This window comes from Paenibacillus harenae DSM 16969 (genome assembly GCF_000422465.1).
Taxonomy (GTDB): Bacteria; Bacillota; Bacilli; order Paenibacillales; family Paenibacillaceae; genus Pristimantibacillus; species Pristimantibacillus harenae.
Map to the genome: position 1 here is coordinate 108,205 of NZ_KE383844.1, position 15,378 is coordinate 123,582.

Sequence of the window (15,378 nt, forward strand, 5' to 3'; positions counted from 1 at the left end):
GCTTCACCTACCTGCATACGAGCAAGGCTCGGCATGTAATTCCGATATAGCTTCATGTACGGTTTCGGTCCAGTAATAACGGCCATTTTTCTCTTTCCCATCGATAACCTTCTTAGCATAATGTGCACTATTCACATGTGGACAAGATGCCGCATGGACCTTTACTGATTTGGTAGGCGTATCTACTATTGTAATAAATCCAGAGCTAGCTTTTAACTCCTCGAACTCTGGAAGTGAGTTAATTTTTATCATACTGATTCCCCCACCTATTCGGATTGTTTAACGTACTCCTAGCCATTTCATAAAGAATGGCCTATCGTTATTCTGTGGTACCTCATACCATTCCGAGCATATAAAATACTGTTCTCCATACGCTTCAACGGCTCTAGCCCAATAACGCAACACTTTTTCCCCGTTACTAAGTGATGCTTTTCGAAGAAGAGGGTACTGAATATCGAAGGTTTCCTTCGAATAATGTGATGTTTGCATTAGCTCTATTTCGTCTTCGGTTATCTCATGATTTTGAAGCATTTTAGTCAATACACTCCGGACAAATTCCCCGATTTTCATTTCGGCTTTTCCTTCAACACTCTTTGGCTTGTCTTTGATATCATTGCTCAGACGACTAACCTGTGATAGCTCACTAGCCTTCCTCTTGGGCTTGGTAAACATATTGTACATCTGCATACTACGCATGAATAATTCGGACGTATCTGCTACAGATGACGTTGCTCCAAGTACAGGTTGCATGATCTTCTCATCAAAACCCTCGTTACAAATGATTCTCACATCGTAATGAAGACCAGCACTATGTAATAGCTCATTAATAAGTGGAACACTTTCCATTATTCCGTTTACAATAGGCAGATTGATTTTCGGTGAAGCAAATATTATTTCACCTTTCTTTAAGTTGAAGTATCCATATAAACACATGGCGGTACGCAAAATTTTCTTAGCTACCCTCATAATCGTTTCATCTTTACTGCCGTAATTCAAACCACCTTCGTGAAACGCCACATCTACCGCGTACAAATATTGGTCACTTTCCTCGATACATATGCCCAGCACATCAATCTCTGCCTGCTGTAACAGCTGCGAAAGCGAGGCTGTGCCTTTATACAACTCCATACCATACTTTGAACGGAATAACTCTATTGAATCTACCATTAGCTTCCGCAATGCTTCCTCATTTTTCATTTCCCAAGTACTTGCAGAGATTTTCCAATTCATCTGTACGAGTTGACAGCCTTTTGAATGTCTTAGCCATGAATAGATTAAGGATTCGCCAATTTCTATTTTCATCGTTTTCTATCTATCCCCCTAATTCTCCGCCTTCTTCTCAAAATACCCATGTAACCGATATGCCATCACGAATGACGTTAATTATGTAAATGCCCGATGCCTTCTGAATGCTGGGAATGAGTTCATCTGCCAGATTTTCCGTGATGAGCTTGATATCAGGCATCTTCTACCACAATGAGGTAGATTCGCTCTTTAAAACCGCCTCGTTTATCCGCTTTCTTCGCACGGATTTGCTCCAGCTCCTGGACAGTGACTCCGCTTGCTTCAGCTAGGGCGTAAATGACTTCCAGCATGTCGGCCAGCTCCTCGACGGCTTCACTGCCCGGCTTTGCCTCCAGGAACTCGTTTGTTTCCTCTTGCAGCTTCGTTCGAAGCTCCGATAGATACTCGTCAGATTCGAGGATTCTAGTCGACATAGATAGGCCTTGCTTCGATATTATTTCCGGTATCCGATCACGAATGAGCTTGTAGTAGGTAGGCATTTAGAGGCGGGTCTCCTTTACTGTGAACTAGATATAGGTCATGCAAGCAGCTTTACAAACATTTGATTCTATCGAAATATGGACAAGTTAAAACTATCATGTTACATTATTGTTTGATATTACCATATTTGTTTATTGGCGGTGGTTAAGAGTCGGAATGGCGGTCATTCTAGTAGTGGTTCGAAAAGAGATCAGGAGGCGGAAATTAATGAAAGTATTGAGATTGCTCCTTTGTTTAACTGTTTTCTTTGGTCTATTAAATTCGTTCGGATTTGCTCCGAAAGCTTCTGCGGCAACTTGTTCGGAATTACGTTTCTATTATTCTCAAGAACTGAGCAAAATTCAAAATGGCGATTACGATTATTGTTATGATTCCAAAATTCGAAGTGAAATAAATCATCTCTCAAATTTATGGTATGATCTCACCATTACCAACAATGTTGGTACAAGCGATGGTAATACGGCGATGCAAAGTCAGATCCGTGATGTGGCAAACCAATTACGGTACATTGCCATCCATAATAATGATTATTCCGTTATTCGAGTACGTACCTTTATCCCGTTTAAAGAACTTTCATCCCCATATAGCTATAATGGTTCTCTTGGGACGCTGAGAGCGATATTCGATGATCGGACCTATTATGATCAAGATACGTTAAAAATCAGAACCGAGCAATATATAGTCGTTTGGCAGCCCACCGGCGATTTCAGCAACTTTCAAATGAAAGTCGCTAATTTCAACGGGAAATCACAAGGTTATTTTACTCCTTATGGTTCACAAAGCTCAGCCCTTTTAACAGGTAGACATTCCAATTCGGGATTCAATGCGTCCAAAAACTTTGCAATTCCATCTCAGATTAATGCATCCGTTTCGGCAGGAAATGGTTTGATTCCCGGTTCACCGAAAATCGATTACTACCTTACTTTCAATTTTTCAAAGGATAGTTTTTCATTCTCCGGTAAAACGCATGGATTCCCGGCATATGAAATCTGGGCAACCGCAAAGGCTAAATCAGGATATACTAGACTTTGGGAATCACAACCAAGTTCTCCATATGAGATAGTTAAACTTGCAGACTTTGTCGGGTGGGCTGGAACCGATATTTGGATCCCCCAGAAATCGTATTCTTTGCACTAAACCAACTGTGCATAAATATTGATCGGAGAGCTGCCACCAGGGCAGCTCTTTTTTATTCGGAAGAACTGACTATAAAATCAGACTAACCCAACCCTCCCAAAGCTTCCAATCTCCTCAACTTTAACGATTATTGTGTTTGGCACTTGGTATAATTCGACAAATTGGGTAAGAAGTCCTGCACATGCGAAGAACACCTCTTTAATGACTAGAACAAGTCCATTAGAAATTAAATAAGCTCAAGGGTCAGCTAGGGAAGCTAGACGCTTGAGCTTTTATGATAGTTGCCAACCGCCACGTCGTCCGCATCGACATCGTCAAATACGGAAAAATCCCGCCGCTGTCTCCGTCGTCGCCTTAGCGACTTCTTCCGCTGGTTTCCCGATACATCGGGCCACAGCTTGCAGGATGTGCAGCAGGAATGCAGGCTCGTTACGGCCATCCGCCGGCTTTTCCTTCAAATCCCGCGGAGTCAAGAACGGCGCATCCGTCTCGATCATAAGCCGATCCAGAGGGATCATACGGACAAGGTCCCTCAGATGCTTGCCTCTTCGTTCATCGCAAATCCAGCCGGTGATTCCGATATGGAAGCCCATCTCAAGATATGCCTTAAGCTCTGGTAAGGTCCCGGTAAAGCAATGGACCACCGCCTTTTGTACGGCATGTTCCTTAAGAATTGCAATAAAGTCCTTAAAGGCTTCCCGTTCATGCAGAAACAGCGGCATGTCTAGCTCGAGCGCCAATCGAACTTGCTCGGTGAACCATTTGCGCTGTACATCGCGCGGCGAGAAGTCCCGATTATAATCCAAGCCGCATTCCCCGATGGCGACCACCTGCGGCAGCGCCGCCAATTCTTTTAGTTTCGTGATCGTCTCTTCGTTGCAGCTTTTCGCATCATGAGGATGAACTCCCGCTGTAGCGTACAGCTTCCCGGAGTAACGGCCGGCATAACGTGCTGCTTCTAGGCTGTTCCTCAGGCTCGTTCCTGTAAGGATAAGAGGCGTAACCTGGTTCGCAGCAGCCCTAGCCACGACCTGCTCACGATCTTGGTGAAACGAACGATGCATTAAATTTACGCCAATATCAATAATCTGATTATTCATGGTTTGAAATCTCCTTTTCCTGGGGGCTCCATATCGAACAGCTTACCGGTGGTACTCGGTCGGCTAACCATACTTCGTTACCGGCATAATAGAAGGTGACGCCTAGCCGCTTCGCGACTAACGTATCCACTTTGAGAATCACGAGCTCTCCCCTGCGGCTTCCCGCCAACGTTGCGAAATGGGGGCCTTCCGACAAATGAACATACTGCCGGCTCATCGGACTTAGCCCTTCCTTCAAGATCGATGGGAGAGCTTTCTTGTTCGTGCCGTGATAGAGAATGGCCGGGGGCTCGCCCGGGGCATATTGGACTTTGTCATGGCTGTGACCGTACCTTGCTCTTATGCGGCCGTCTTCGATTTCAAAACGCTGCTTATCCGAGTTGCGGACCACCTGCTCGATATCTTCCTGCTTAATCCGCGACCACTTGGGCTGTGCTTGAATGGCTTCCAATAAGGCGGTTACCGAGCATGATCCGTCCTCAGGGCTCAGTACTACGTTAAACTCCTCAGGAGCATGCCGGAGCAGCTTGGTCATCATTTTGCTTAAGCTTTTTTCCATTGCTTGATCTATCATCGCTTCCACTTCGCTTCCTGTTGCTTATACCTAAATTTCATTAATTGAATTATAACCGTTTCGAATACTAGAGGGACGGGAATATTTGATTTGAATCAAACGTTCCCATCATTCATATAAAAAAGGTGCCTGAATCCAAAGTAAGATTCAGACACCGTTACGGCAGCGATCCGGATGATTATATGATTTCAGCGGAAGTCTTCAACATGATCTGCGACCCACTGCGCATAGGTGCGGGCGGAGCGGCCGAGTGCCTGTTTAATAGTCGGATCTGCATTTTCGGCTGTCCACTGGGCATAAAACGCCGGGTGAGCGCCAAACTCAGACAGCGCGTACAGTGTGACTTCAATCGTCTCCTCAGGCCATCCCTGGCTCCGCCAAAGCTCGCGAGCCTGATTCGGCGTTATCTCCTGAAGCCGAATCTCCCGTCCGAGCGTTTCGCCGATTATGCGAACCCGCTCCACTGCGCTAATATTCGCTCCTCCTGCTTCCACTATTTGTCCGGTGTACCCGTCTTCAAGCAGAGCGGCGGCCGCTACACCGGCGAGGTCTCCCTCGTCAATAAACGGGTAGGCAGCTTGAATATAGGGCTCCCGGATGACTCCTTCCGTCCGGATGGACGCCACCCAAGCCGATCCGGTTGCCGGATAACAGCCTGTAAGCGTGCTCGCCATCACGGCGGAAGGCCGGATGTGTGCCCACTCCGCGCCGGATTCCTCAACTGCCCTCTCTATTGCCAACCAATGCCACGTTTCTGGAGGATAGTGAATTTCGTACTCGGGTCCATGCGAAGATAGTACGACAATACGGCGTACCCCGCCTTTCTGTGCCTGGTCCAGGAACTCCCGTACGGTCTTTGGGGATGCACCGGCTAAGAACACCCGTTTGATGCCTCGAAATGCGTCCAAAGATTCTGAGGGACGTGTGATGCTTCCTTCAACAACCTCGACGCCGTCTGGCCAACCCGTGGTTTGCGGCCTTTCGGCAAGTACGCGCACTTGTTCGCCCGCTTTTATCAATCGATCGACAAGACAACGACCGATGGGTTCGGTCGGGCTGGCTCCGGGATGCTTGCCTGCAGGTACGACAGTCACTAATATCATGAAAGCGCCTCCTTGAAACTATTTTTACTGACTTAACTACAATTCTATAACATTCGTGCAAATGCTAAAGTTAAATGAATTTACGCCTGTCATGACTGCTTTGTACAGAAATAATCCGGCAAATAGCTTTAAACTTAAACCATCATGTTTGATAAGGTGAAGGCATGAAATGAAAACCTATCGATACGGCCAGAAATCAATCCGCAACCTCCGATCGCCCCGTATAAACATGAAATAACTGAATATATAACAAAATACTGATGAACGAAAATACTAAAATGATACTGAATATGCCCATAGGCGGCACCCAGCTAGACAGGAAGACCGTCAACGGCGCCAGAAATTTCCCGATCGTGGATTGCAAGCTATTGGCTCCCATGTACTGTCCTCTTGCATGCTCAGGGGCGTAGCTGCTGATAAAGCTCTGGGTCACCGGGGAGCGTACCATCTCACCGAAGGTAAAGATGATCGTAACGATAAACAAGAACCATATATTGGCGTTAAGTCCAACGGCGAAGGTGCCTACTCCGGACAACAGCGACGACAGTATGAATACATTACGCTCTTTCCAATTGCGGAGCCACTTCGTAACGGGAAGGATAAACAGGACAAACAATAGGCCGTTGAGCCCCAATACCCATCCAAAGATCTCCGTACTGGATAGCATAAGGGAATTACCATTCCAACTGAATAGAGTTTGGGCAGGGACTTCATTGATCACATATACAGGTAAATAGAGATCCAGCTGCATGATGGGGACCAGAGCAAAGATGCCTGCCAAGATATAGATCAGGAACGTTTTATCCCGAAAAATAATGCCATATCCCTTCCACTGTTCCTTGAATATACGGGAGGTCAAAGTTGAAGCTTCCGGGCTTTTCGCCGAATTCGGCAATGTTTCATGAACCATGTTATAAATCGCGATAGAATACAGCAGCAAGACCGATGCACATGTCCACAACAGTTCTTGCCGGTACTGGAAGAAGAAGATGGCCCCAAGTGCAGGCCCAAGCACTGCGCCAATGTTATTGGCCGTCGTAAACGTTGCGAATATCTGGCGGCGGTGTTGGGCGGGAACCAGGTCGGCAACCATTGCCGTGCTTGCGGGACCATAGACGGCTCCCCCCATCCCAATGCCGATGAATGCGATATAATCCAGCCAATGGGACGGCGACACCGCAAATAAGGCAAACATCACCGTCTGAAGCGAAGCGCCGAGCAGCATGACCGGCCGCCGTCCTAACCGGTCCGCTAAAGCTCCGCCGAGCAGAGTTCCTATCATACTGAATATCGGAGGGACGATCATCAGAAGGCCTGCAATATGATAACCTAAGGCCGCACCAAAATATACGGTTATAAACGGGAAGTACATCCAGAACAGCATGTTAAACAGCGCTTCTCCGATTAACCGCACTTTCAAGTTATTATTCCATAAACGTATTTGCACAACACCCATCCTCTTCTGAGCACATTACCCGGCCGGTATACACACTATAGAACTTTACCCGGGAAAAATATAGACTTATAATAACGGCTGGTTTATACTAATAATAAGAAAATTAAATATACCCCGATTTAATTTAACTGCTCCAAAAAACGAACATTTGTTCTGAAATGGTAAAGACGCTCCCATCGGAAGCGTCTTTTTTTGATGCGGGTCGATATCATAAGCATCTTCCGCGTTTCAATTTTGATGTAAATTCGGATGGAATTTTTTCATTAATTCGCCGGCGATGCGCATACCTTCATCATAGCTTTGCGCTGGAGCGGCCATGACGATTCCATTCCCGCCTTCCCAGCCTTTGCTGATTCCGTTTTCATGTTCAAAAGGAGCTATCGCCACTTTATCTTCATTCATAAAAATCAGACCGTAAGGGGATATACCTTGGTTTTCCCAATCAGCATCTCGTATTAGCATCCCGTATCCTTTGTCATCAAATGTAATACTGACCTCATTACCATCGTTGTTGAAAGGCAGCTTTTCATTTTCAATTACGATAATTCCTTGAAAAGCTTTCTCGCGCGTCCAGCTTTTTTTAATCGAGCCTTTGATATGGATTGTAACATCCTCAACCAAATCACGGTGCTCGGTCCCTAATCGGTATATAACACCGTTCAGCGTTTTGTCATAAGATTTGGCCCACGTGATGTTCGCAATTGTCCATCCGACGAGCAATAGCAATACGAGAAGAGAAAACCATAATACAAGCTTAGCTTTCATAAGTCTCAACCCCCTTTACCTTGCACTACATTATTATGTTGTTATGATTTAGTACGGAAGAACATTCACCTCCGCGTTATTTAGTTCATCACAGAGACATAATCTTCCTGCTTTTCCTGCTTAGCGCGCCCTGCCAGAAGGCTGAACGTCAGGCTGCAGGCCGCGACTATCTTCACGTGATCAAGACTTTTCCTTGATTGAAAAAAACCACCATCCCAAAATTTCGGGAAGGCGGTTTAGGTTTAACCATTTTGAATCTAAGGAACTTGAAAAAGTCATTAATAATGATAGGGTACTGAGAATCGAAACGGATGAGATCCTCAGCATTCCCCTTTACCCCTTCAATGCCCCAATCATAACGCCCTTAACAAAATACTTTTGCACAAAAGGATAAACGGCCAGGATCGGCAGCGTAGCGACCATGATGGTTGCGTATTTCACGGTTTCCCCGATCTGAACCTGTTCTCCTACGGCTGCGCTTGATGTGATGAAATCCGTAGAATTTAGAATCAGGATTTCACGCAGCATGATCTGCAGCGGGTACAAGTCCCGGTCCTGCAGGAAGATCGAAGCGTAGAACCAGCCGTTCCACTTCTCGACCGCATAGAACATGCCCATGACAGCCATGACCGGCAGAGACAGCGGAATAATGATTCGGAACAAGATGACGAAGTGATTGGCGCCGTCGATCTTGGCCGATTCCTCCAGACTGTCGGGTACCGATTGGAAGGCGGTCCGCATGACGATCAAATTAAACGTGTTGACGACAAACGGAATAATCGTCGACCATAGCGAGTTGTACAGCCCTACTCCCTTGACGACCAGATAGAGCGGGATCAGCCCCCCGCCGAAAAACATCGTGAATACGATAACCGCCAGGAAAGCCTTATTCCACATGACGTTTTTTCTGGACAGGACGTAGGCGCCGAGCGCCGTTACGGCCAAGTTCAATGAAACCCCGACAACGACGATAAACAATGTGTTGCGATACCCTCTTAGCATCTCGCCGTTCGCGAATACCGTTTTATACGCTTCGAAGCTGAGGCCTAACGGCTTCCACATCACGCCTCTATGGGCGATGAGTTCATTCGCGTTGCTGACGGATGCGAACGCCACATGCAGCAGAGGATACAGGGTTACGACCATGAGCAGCGTCAGAACGATATAGATCGCCCCGTCGAACCATGTTTCGGATAAGCTCTTACTCAACGTCATCCCTCCAGTGCATCCCGATCCTTACCATAAGCTGTGGCTGTTCACTCTCCGGCTGATCCAGTTCGCGGCTATAAGCAGCATCAGGTTGACGACCGAATTAAACAAGCCAACCGCCGCGCTGTAGCTCCAGCCGAACTCTAGCAGACCTTTGCGGTATACAAAAGAAGATATGACGTCAGCCGTTTCGTAAATCATCGGGTTATACAGCAAAATAATTTTTTCGAATCCGACATTCAGCATGTTGCCCATTCGCAGAATAAACAAAATGGTAATGGTAGGCAGTATGCCCGGCAGCGTCACATACCAGATTTGTTTAAACCGTCCGGCTCCATCCATCCGCGCCGCTTCATACTGCTCCTGATCGATCCCCATCAGCGCGGCTAAGTAGATGATCGATTCCCAACCGATCTTCTGCCAGATCTCCGATACGATATAAATGGGTCTGAACAGCTGCGGATGCTGAAGCATCGCCGTATTTTCCCCGCCGAAATAGGTAAGCAGCATCGTGATAATGCCGTCGCTCTTCGTAAAATCCTTGATCATGCCGGCAATAACGATCATTGAGATAAAGTAAGGCATATAGGTGATCAGCTGCACCGTTTTTTTGAATACTTTATTGCGAACCTCATTAATAATGATCGCCAGTATTATCGGTGCGGGGAATTCGAATAACAGCGAATACAGGCTTATAATGAGCGTGTTCTTCAATATTCTCCAGAAATAGTAGGAGCCGAAGAACGATGAGAAATGCTCCAAGCCGACCCATTTGCTGTCCAGCACCCCTTTAATCGGGGTATAGTCCTTGAAAGCGATAATCGCTCCGTACATCGGCGCATAATGAAAGACGGCATAATAGGCGATGACCGGAATCATCATGATGTACAAATATTTATTCGTCAGAAAATCCTTGACGAATCTCCTCCGAACGGCGACCGCTCTCGTATCCGGCATTCCGCCGGCTGCCGCAACCTTCTCCATATCGTTCTCCCTTCCTGCTGTAGGAGGGGATAGAAACCGCTAACCGGGCCCTATCCCCTGCAGCCGACAGTTATCGATTATTGAACCGGTCGGAAGCGGCCTGCTGAATTTCAATGGCGCGATCGATTTTCAAGCTTTTCAGCTTTTCCATATACTTGTCGTAAGCGTCTATCTTTTCCGTGCCCAAAATAATTTTCAGCGTCATTTCGTCGATGAGCGTATTGACGTCATTCATAATTTTCGCCATTTCCGAGGATTCCTCGGATGTAGGCGTAATGAGACCCAGCGTATATTTATCGACATCCGTATTCGCCCAGATTTTGATCGCCTCCTGCTGTTCGGGAAGCGCTAGATATTGCTCGATATAGCGTTTGTCCTGGACGAACGGTCCGCCGGAGTTGCCGCGAATATAGAGCTTCATGGCTTGGGCCGGGGGAAGCTGTTCCGGATTGTTCATGAGCAGATCGGTATATTTCGGATAGCCGTCGACCATTTCGTAGCTAAGTCCCTCTTGCCCGAAGTTATGGAACATATGACCTTCTTCGCTGTAGCCCCAATCCAGCAATCTGACGGCCAATTCAATATTTTTGGATGTCGCGGAGATCGCAACGTTATCGTAGGTCGTATAGACAAAATCCTTCTGTCCGAACATCGGCGTTTCGCCCTTGTTCAGCACCGGATACGGAGCCGGCGCAAGCACCGCGTTCGGATTCGATTCTCTCAGAACCGGCAGCCATTTCCCGATGCCGCCGCCTGCGTTGCCGATCGTTACGCCGGTCGCTCCCGACGTGATGTTCGCGTCGAGCGCTTTGCCGTCGATGGTAGCCATGTTCTTATCGATCAAGCCTTCGGCATACCATTTGCTCATTGTCTCCAGGAAATCCTTGTAGCCGGGCTGCATCGGTCCGAACATGACTTTACCGTCCTGCTGGTACCACCCTCTGTTCGTGCCGTACGCTCCTACGAAAGCGCCGTAACTAAATCCGCTCAAGCCTGTAATCGACAGCGGCGAAGCCAGGCCTTTCCCCTTAAGCGCTTTCAATACGTTGTAATAATCGTCCATCGTTTCCGGAATGGCCAGGCCAAGCTCGTCCAACATATCCTTGCGGACGATAGGTCCTTGATAAACCTGCAGCAGCGGATCTCCTCTAAGGAACGGGAAGGTATAGTAGCTTCCGTTATCGGTTTTGACCAGCTTATCGACTTCCGGGTGCTCTTGCAGATACTTCTTGTAATTAGGCGCATATTTGTCGATGTAATCGTTCAAACGCAAAATGTAGCCGTCGCTGATCGCTTTCTCCGGTCCGCCCGGGAAGCTGAACCAATCGTATTCGATCAAATCGGGCAAGTCGCCCGAAGCGAGCAGCACATTCAGCCCTTCCTTCTCCTGCCCTGCGGGGGGACTAATGAATTCGACCGGCACGCCCGTGCGTTTCTGCCATTCCTGGAAGAAAGGAACTTCGCCGATGGTCGGCTTCACCGTAATGTACTCCGCCCAATAGGTCAGCTTCTTGTCTGTCTTCATGGGATAGGACGACATATCCGTCCCGGCCGCTTCCGTCGTTTCCGGCGAGGCTTGCAAATTTCCGGCGCCCTCCTTGTTCGTGTTCGAATTGGACGCACAGCCCAACATCGCGATGCTTAGAATAAGAATGGATACAACGGTTGTAATCATACGTCTTCTCTGCTTCATCTTTTTTTTCGACCTCCGATGGATTGGAATAACGTTACGTCTTAAGTATCCGGGAAAATCTCACCGGTGAATATCGCCGATAATCAAAACGAAGTAGGCAATATCGGGCCGAACGATCGACGAAACCGAAAAACGCATCGGCAAAAAGCGAAATTACGCCGATTCAAACCATTTTCTGATATTGTCCGGGGGTTATGCCTTCCACCTTCTTGAACGTCCGGATAAACGTATTCACGTCATGGAAGCCTACCGATCCCGCTACTGATTTGATGCTGTTTGATCCGTCCTTGAGCAAAGCTTTGGCATGCTCCATGCGCACTTGGTTAATGGTGTTTAATATACCGTCTCCCGTCTGCTCCTTAAAGAGCTTCGACAAATACGTCTGGGTCATGCCAAAATGCTCGCCGATCATCGTAATATTTAAATTGGCATCCGTGTAGTTTTTTTCAATATAAGCGATGATCTCGGCGCTTCTCTCCTGAAGCACGGCGCCTCTGGCGGTTTGCTGCTGCTGCTTCCGTTTGAAGGCCGTGTATTCGCAGACCTCCTTCAATATCTCGATGAATCGCTGCTCCATATCTCTTATATTCTCACAGGCGAGCAGCTCGTCGATTTTTCCCGACGTATCCATTACGACGCTATCCTGCATGTCGCCGATCTCGTTAAGCGTGTTAATGAGCGTTCCGATCAGGTTGAACATAAGACATTTCACAAGGCCGACGGAAACCATCGGATGCGTCACGTTTCTCTCAATAATCTCGCGCACAATCGTCTCCGCTTTCTCGTCGTCTCCCGCTCGCACATAGTTCATGAGCTGCTGCTCGGTCTGGATGGGATAGTAATAGCTCGATTGCTCGGAATCGAGCTCCGAGGGCAGCAGGTCGTCATAAGAAATAATGTCGCGCTCGCCGACGATAAACTGATATTCCATGCCGTCCAGCGCTTCCTTGTAGGCATCGGCGATGGCGTGCTCCGACTGCTTGACGCCGCTGATGGATATCGTCGCGTCGATTCGGAACTTGTCCAGCATGAAGGCCCGCGTCTGCTTCGCCAGCTGCAGCAGCTCGTTCTTGGCGGCCGCCTCATCCATCGGATCCAGATTGATGAGACAGGCCATGCAGTCCTCCACTTCCGCCATGACGCCTCGATGCTTATGATTGATATGCTCCTCCACAATATTAATCATGATGAAATGCATAAGCTTCAGCTTGTCTGAGCTGTTCTCCCCTTGAACATGCTTGAAGAAGGCTTCATAATCTTGAACGTAAAACAGCATAACCGCAAACTGATCCGACTTAAAATCGATATGGAATGCGGCAAGCGAGTCCTCAAGCGGCAGCTGATGGCGGCCTTGTCCCTTCAAGAGCCTTCCCAGCATGTTCGACCGCAGCATGTTCGTCTGCTGCTTCATCTTGTACTGAGCCTGCTCCTTCTCGCTGAGCACATTCGAGATCGCGGCATGAATATAGGAGAACTCATTATCGTCGTTATGGCTTGCGCCCTTCATCTGATTGTTCAGCACGCGCATAATCCGGCTAACCGGATTGTAATTTTTGCGGAGCAAATAGATCGTCAGCAGAACGCCGCAGGCTAAACTGATCAGCAGGGCCGCATACGTCATATTATTGACGTACCGGGCTTTCTCCCAATACAATCTGCTGGGCACGACGGTAACGTACGTGATGTTCGCGTGCTTGGATTTGATATAGAAAAATTCGGATTCCTCTCCGCGGAATTCATCAAGAAACGTCCCTTTGTTCCCGCCGAACCGCTTGGACAGCAGCATCGAATCCGTATGGGCTCCCGAGCTTGAGAGCAGCACCCGATTCATTTCGTCTAATATCATCACTTCGCCGCCGCTGAATTCCGTCAAGTTTCGGATGACATCAAGCAGCTTGACCGTATCGAGCAGCACGACCGCGGTACCGGGAGGCTCCGCAAGCGGATCGCCTTGGAAAGAATGGATATAGGCCAGCGTGCTCTCATCGGCCATTTTCCCTTGAATTTTCAAAAACCGCTTCTCATAATGAGAGTTCAACAAATCCATCCATAAGTCGTATGAAATGCGGTCATTCCCGTGAATGTCGCTGTGCGCCAGCTTACTGTCCCGATAAACGCCGGGCAGCAGTACGACATCTCCTTTCTTCCAGTACACGTAATAATTTTTGATAAAAGGATATAAGGTCTGATACAAGCCAAGATCCTTGGCGGTCATATACAAATCGTACAGGAATTCGGAATTTTGATAGTAGTTGGAATACATGAAGGCTCTGATTCGGGGATTCCACATTAATTCCGTCGTCAGCCTCATGATGTTATCGAATTCATTGTCAATCACTTGCCTCACTTGCTCCAATAGCGCGTCATTCGCCCGATGGATTTCGCTTTCCAGCATCTTCTGCGACTGTTGGCTAACGACGACGCTAATGACGATGGGGATCAATAGAATGCCCAAGTAAGAAAACAGCCACGTCAGAATGACGCTGCGGCGCTTCAACCAACGCTTTGGCCAAGCCATAAAGAGAACCTCCCTAGCAACAGCAATATTCCGATGATTACAATCATCTTTCTTATTTTACTATAGGTCGGAACCTGTACGCTTGGTTTTATAGCCAATTTTTCGGGTCTTCCGAATTATGGCTTCGGCTGCGCGATTTGCATAAAATTAAGTTTACACTTAATTAAGTGTGTGCTACATTATAGTCGTGGTACAGGAAACATTACTTTTGCAATGCCAATCACCAATTCTGAGGAGGAATGAAGTTGAAATTCATTATGTTGACCTACGAATCAAAGGAAGACTTCGCTGCGAGGACCGACGATGCGCGGAAGGAGCAGTATTGGTCAGGTTGGTTGTCCTTTATCCAATCGATGAAGGATGCGGGTGTTCTCTTCTATACGGGAAACGTGCTTCAGCCTAATCACACAGCCGTAACGGTGAGTGCGGTCGATGGAATGGTCCAAACGAGTGAAGGCGCTTATGCGTCGGATAGGCTGCATCAGCTTAGCGGCTATTTCATCCTTGAGGTTCCGGACGCCGATGAAGCGGTACGCTGGGCATCCCTCGCTCCGGCAGTCGCGGGAGGCGTGGTTGAAGTACGGCCGTTACTGTAAGCGATGAGCGGATCGACAAGATACGAGGAGATCGTGCAGATCCTATGCGAAGATCCCGAGGTTCGTTCTACGATTGCGGGCGGAATGAAGCGGTTCGGCGCTTCAGGGGAATTGAGGATTGGAGGCAAGATGTTCGCCTTTTCCTCCAAAGGAAGGTTGATCGTCAAGCTGCCTCAACGGAAGGTGGCCGCTCTGATTGCCGATGGCCGGGGACAACCTTGCGTGATGGGACGGGGCCGCACGATGCGCGAGTGGGTAGTAATCGGACCGGAGTGGCAGTCGGAGTGGCTTTCAATCGTTATGGAGTCCAGGGATTTCGTCTCAGGCGATGGCATAAAATAATAGGAACTGTCAGCGAGTGTTCCGCTAGCGGGTACGATAGTGAAGGAGCTTGACCTTGGAATAAGGCCGTAATTTGTTGAATGGAAGGAGGACTGGATTCCAAGTGTACGGCTCAA

The 15,378-nt window shown here is 47.9% G+C and carries 15 protein-coding genes; 3 read left to right on the top strand and 12 right to left on the bottom strand.

Translation table 11 applies throughout. From position 1 onward, the window contains the following. Nucleotides 1-3: 3 nt before the first annotated feature. From H581_RS38065 to H581_RS0124460, 3 genes are all read right to left on the bottom strand, one after another. The gene (locus H581_RS38065; RefSeq protein WP_028612295.1) at nt 4-252 is read right to left on the bottom strand and encodes a hypothetical protein; all 249 of its coding nucleotides are present in this window, start codon (nt 250-252) and stop codon (nt 4-6) included. 27 nt (nt 253-279) lie between these two features. After that, complete coding sequence (locus tag H581_RS0124450) at nt 280-1,302, bottom strand: hypothetical protein (RefSeq protein WP_028612296.1); 1,023 nt, start codon at nt 1,300-1,302, stop codon at nt 280-282. 155 nt (nt 1,303-1,457) lie between these two features. Further along, on the bottom strand, nt 1,458-1,784 hold the full coding sequence (locus H581_RS0124460) for a nucleoside triphosphate pyrophosphohydrolase (protein WP_028612297.1): 327 nt from the start codon (nt 1,782-1,784) through the stop codon (nt 1,458-1,460). A 208-nt stretch (nt 1,785-1,992) separates the two neighbouring features. On the opposite strand from H581_RS0124460, the gene H581_RS0124465 reads away from it, so the two are divergent. Beyond that, entirely contained in the window at nt 1,993-2,922 is a 930-nt protein-coding gene (locus H581_RS0124465; protein WP_028612298.1) for a hypothetical protein, read from the top strand. 314 nt (nt 2,923-3,236) lie between these two features. Here the strand turns inward: H581_RS0124465 and H581_RS0124470 are convergent, their stop codons facing one another. The 9 genes from H581_RS0124470 to H581_RS0124510 form a co-directional block, all read right to left on the bottom strand. Then, nucleotides 3,237-4,022 carry a TatD family hydrolase gene (locus tag H581_RS0124470; RefSeq protein ID WP_028612299.1) on the bottom strand — a complete coding sequence of 262 codons (786 nt, stop codon included), beginning with the start codon at nt 4,020-4,022 and terminating at the stop codon, nt 3,237-3,239. Then, a complete protein-coding gene (locus tag H581_RS0124475) occupies nt 4,015-4,596 on the bottom strand; it encodes an RNA 2'-phosphotransferase (protein ID WP_028612300.1) in 582 nt (193 codons plus the stop codon). Before H581_RS0124475 ends, H581_RS0124470 begins: the two co-directional genes overlap by 8 nt. 188 nt (nt 4,597-4,784) lie before the next feature. Continuing rightward, nucleotides 4,785-5,699 carry an NAD(P)H-binding protein gene (locus H581_RS0124480; RefSeq protein ID WP_036720030.1) on the bottom strand — a complete coding sequence of 305 codons (915 nt, stop codon included), beginning with the start codon at nt 5,697-5,699 and terminating at the stop codon, nt 4,785-4,787. Between the two features lie 196 nt (nt 5,700-5,895). Next, nucleotides 5,896-7,146 carry an MDR family MFS transporter gene (locus H581_RS0124485; protein ID WP_028612302.1) on the bottom strand — a complete coding sequence of 417 codons (1,251 nt, stop codon included), beginning with the start codon at nt 7,144-7,146 and terminating at the stop codon, nt 5,896-5,898. 237 nt (nt 7,147-7,383) lie between these two features. After that, nucleotides 7,384-7,920 carry a hypothetical protein gene (locus H581_RS0124490; protein WP_028612303.1) on the bottom strand — a complete coding sequence of 179 codons (537 nt, stop codon included), beginning with the start codon at nt 7,918-7,920 and terminating at the stop codon, nt 7,384-7,386. 333 nt (nt 7,921-8,253) lie between these two features. Next, the gene (locus tag H581_RS0124495; protein ID WP_028612304.1) at nt 8,254-9,135 is read right to left on the bottom strand and encodes a carbohydrate ABC transporter permease; all 882 of its coding nucleotides are present in this window, start codon (nt 9,133-9,135) and stop codon (nt 8,254-8,256) included. 21 nt (nt 9,136-9,156) lie between these two features. Continuing rightward, nucleotides 9,157-10,086 carry an ABC transporter permease gene (locus H581_RS0124500; RefSeq protein WP_028612305.1) on the bottom strand — a complete coding sequence of 310 codons (930 nt, stop codon included), beginning with the start codon at nt 10,084-10,086 and terminating at the stop codon, nt 9,157-9,159. Nucleotides 10,087-10,183: 97 nt separating this feature from the next. Next, nucleotides 10,184-11,806, bottom strand: a complete 1,623-nt coding sequence (locus H581_RS0124505; RefSeq protein ID WP_028612306.1) for an extracellular solute-binding protein — start codon at nt 11,804-11,806, stop codon at nt 10,184-10,186. 163 nt (nt 11,807-11,969) lie between these two features. Beyond that, nucleotides 11,970-14,324, bottom strand: a complete 2,355-nt coding sequence (locus H581_RS0124510) for an AraC family transcriptional regulator (RefSeq protein ID WP_028612307.1) — start codon at nt 14,322-14,324, stop codon at nt 11,970-11,972. A gap of 245 nt (nt 14,325-14,569) precedes the next feature. On the opposite strand from H581_RS0124510, the gene H581_RS0124515 reads away from it, so the two are divergent. Both H581_RS0124515 and H581_RS35285 read left to right on the top strand, forming a co-directional pair. Further along, the gene (locus H581_RS0124515) at nt 14,570-14,920 is read left to right on the top strand and encodes a YciI family protein (RefSeq protein WP_028612308.1); all 351 of its coding nucleotides are present in this window, start codon (nt 14,570-14,572) and stop codon (nt 14,918-14,920) included. 3 nt (nt 14,921-14,923) lie between these two features. Then, complete coding sequence (locus H581_RS35285; protein ID WP_051251341.1) at nt 14,924-15,262, top strand: hypothetical protein; 339 nt, start codon at nt 14,924-14,926, stop codon at nt 15,260-15,262. Nucleotides 15,263-15,378 lie beyond the last annotated feature (116 nt).

Excerpts from the sequence above, each read along its gene's own strand:
- H581_RS0124495 (WP_028612304.1), bottom strand. The coding sequence starts at position 9,135 with ATGACGTTGAGTAAGAGCTTATCCGAAACATGGTTCGACGGGGCGATC.
- H581_RS0124450 (WP_028612296.1), bottom strand. The coding sequence starts at position 1,302 with ATGAAAATAGAAATTGGCGAATCCTTAATCTATTCATGGCTAAGACAT.
- H581_RS0124475 (WP_028612300.1), bottom strand. The coding sequence starts at position 4,596 with ATGATAGATCAAGCAATGGAAAAAAGCTTAAGCAAAATGATGACCAAG.
- H581_RS0124460 (WP_028612297.1), bottom strand. The coding sequence starts at position 1,784 with ATGCCTACCTACTACAAGCTCATTCGTGATCGGATACCGGAAATAATA.
- H581_RS0124500 (WP_028612305.1), bottom strand. The coding sequence starts at position 10,086 with ATGCCGGATACGAGAGCGGTCGCCGTTCGGAGGAGATTCGTCAAGGAT.
- H581_RS38065 (WP_028612295.1), bottom strand. The coding sequence starts at position 252 with ATGATAAAAATTAACTCACTTCCAGAGTTCGAGGAGTTAAAAGCTAGC.
- H581_RS0124510 (WP_028612307.1), bottom strand. The coding sequence starts at position 14,324 with ATGGCTTGGCCAAAGCGTTGGTTGAAGCGCCGCAGCGTCATTCTGACG.
- H581_RS0124505 (WP_028612306.1), bottom strand. The coding sequence starts at position 11,806 with ATGAAGCAGAGAAGACGTATGATTACAACCGTTGTATCCATTCTTATT.
- H581_RS0124465 (WP_028612298.1), top strand. The coding sequence starts at position 1,993 with ATGAAAGTATTGAGATTGCTCCTTTGTTTAACTGTTTTCTTTGGTCTA.
- H581_RS35285 (WP_051251341.1), top strand. The coding sequence starts at position 14,924 with ATGAGCGGATCGACAAGATACGAGGAGATCGTGCAGATCCTATGCGAA.
- H581_RS0124470 (WP_028612299.1), bottom strand. The coding sequence starts at position 4,022 with ATGAATAATCAGATTATTGATATTGGCGTAAATTTAATGCATCGTTCG.
- H581_RS0124480 (WP_036720030.1), bottom strand. The coding sequence starts at position 5,699 with ATGATATTAGTGACTGTCGTACCTGCAGGCAAGCATCCCGGAGCCAGC.
- H581_RS0124490 (WP_028612303.1), bottom strand. The coding sequence starts at position 7,920 with ATGAAAGCTAAGCTTGTATTATGGTTTTCTCTTCTCGTATTGCTATTG.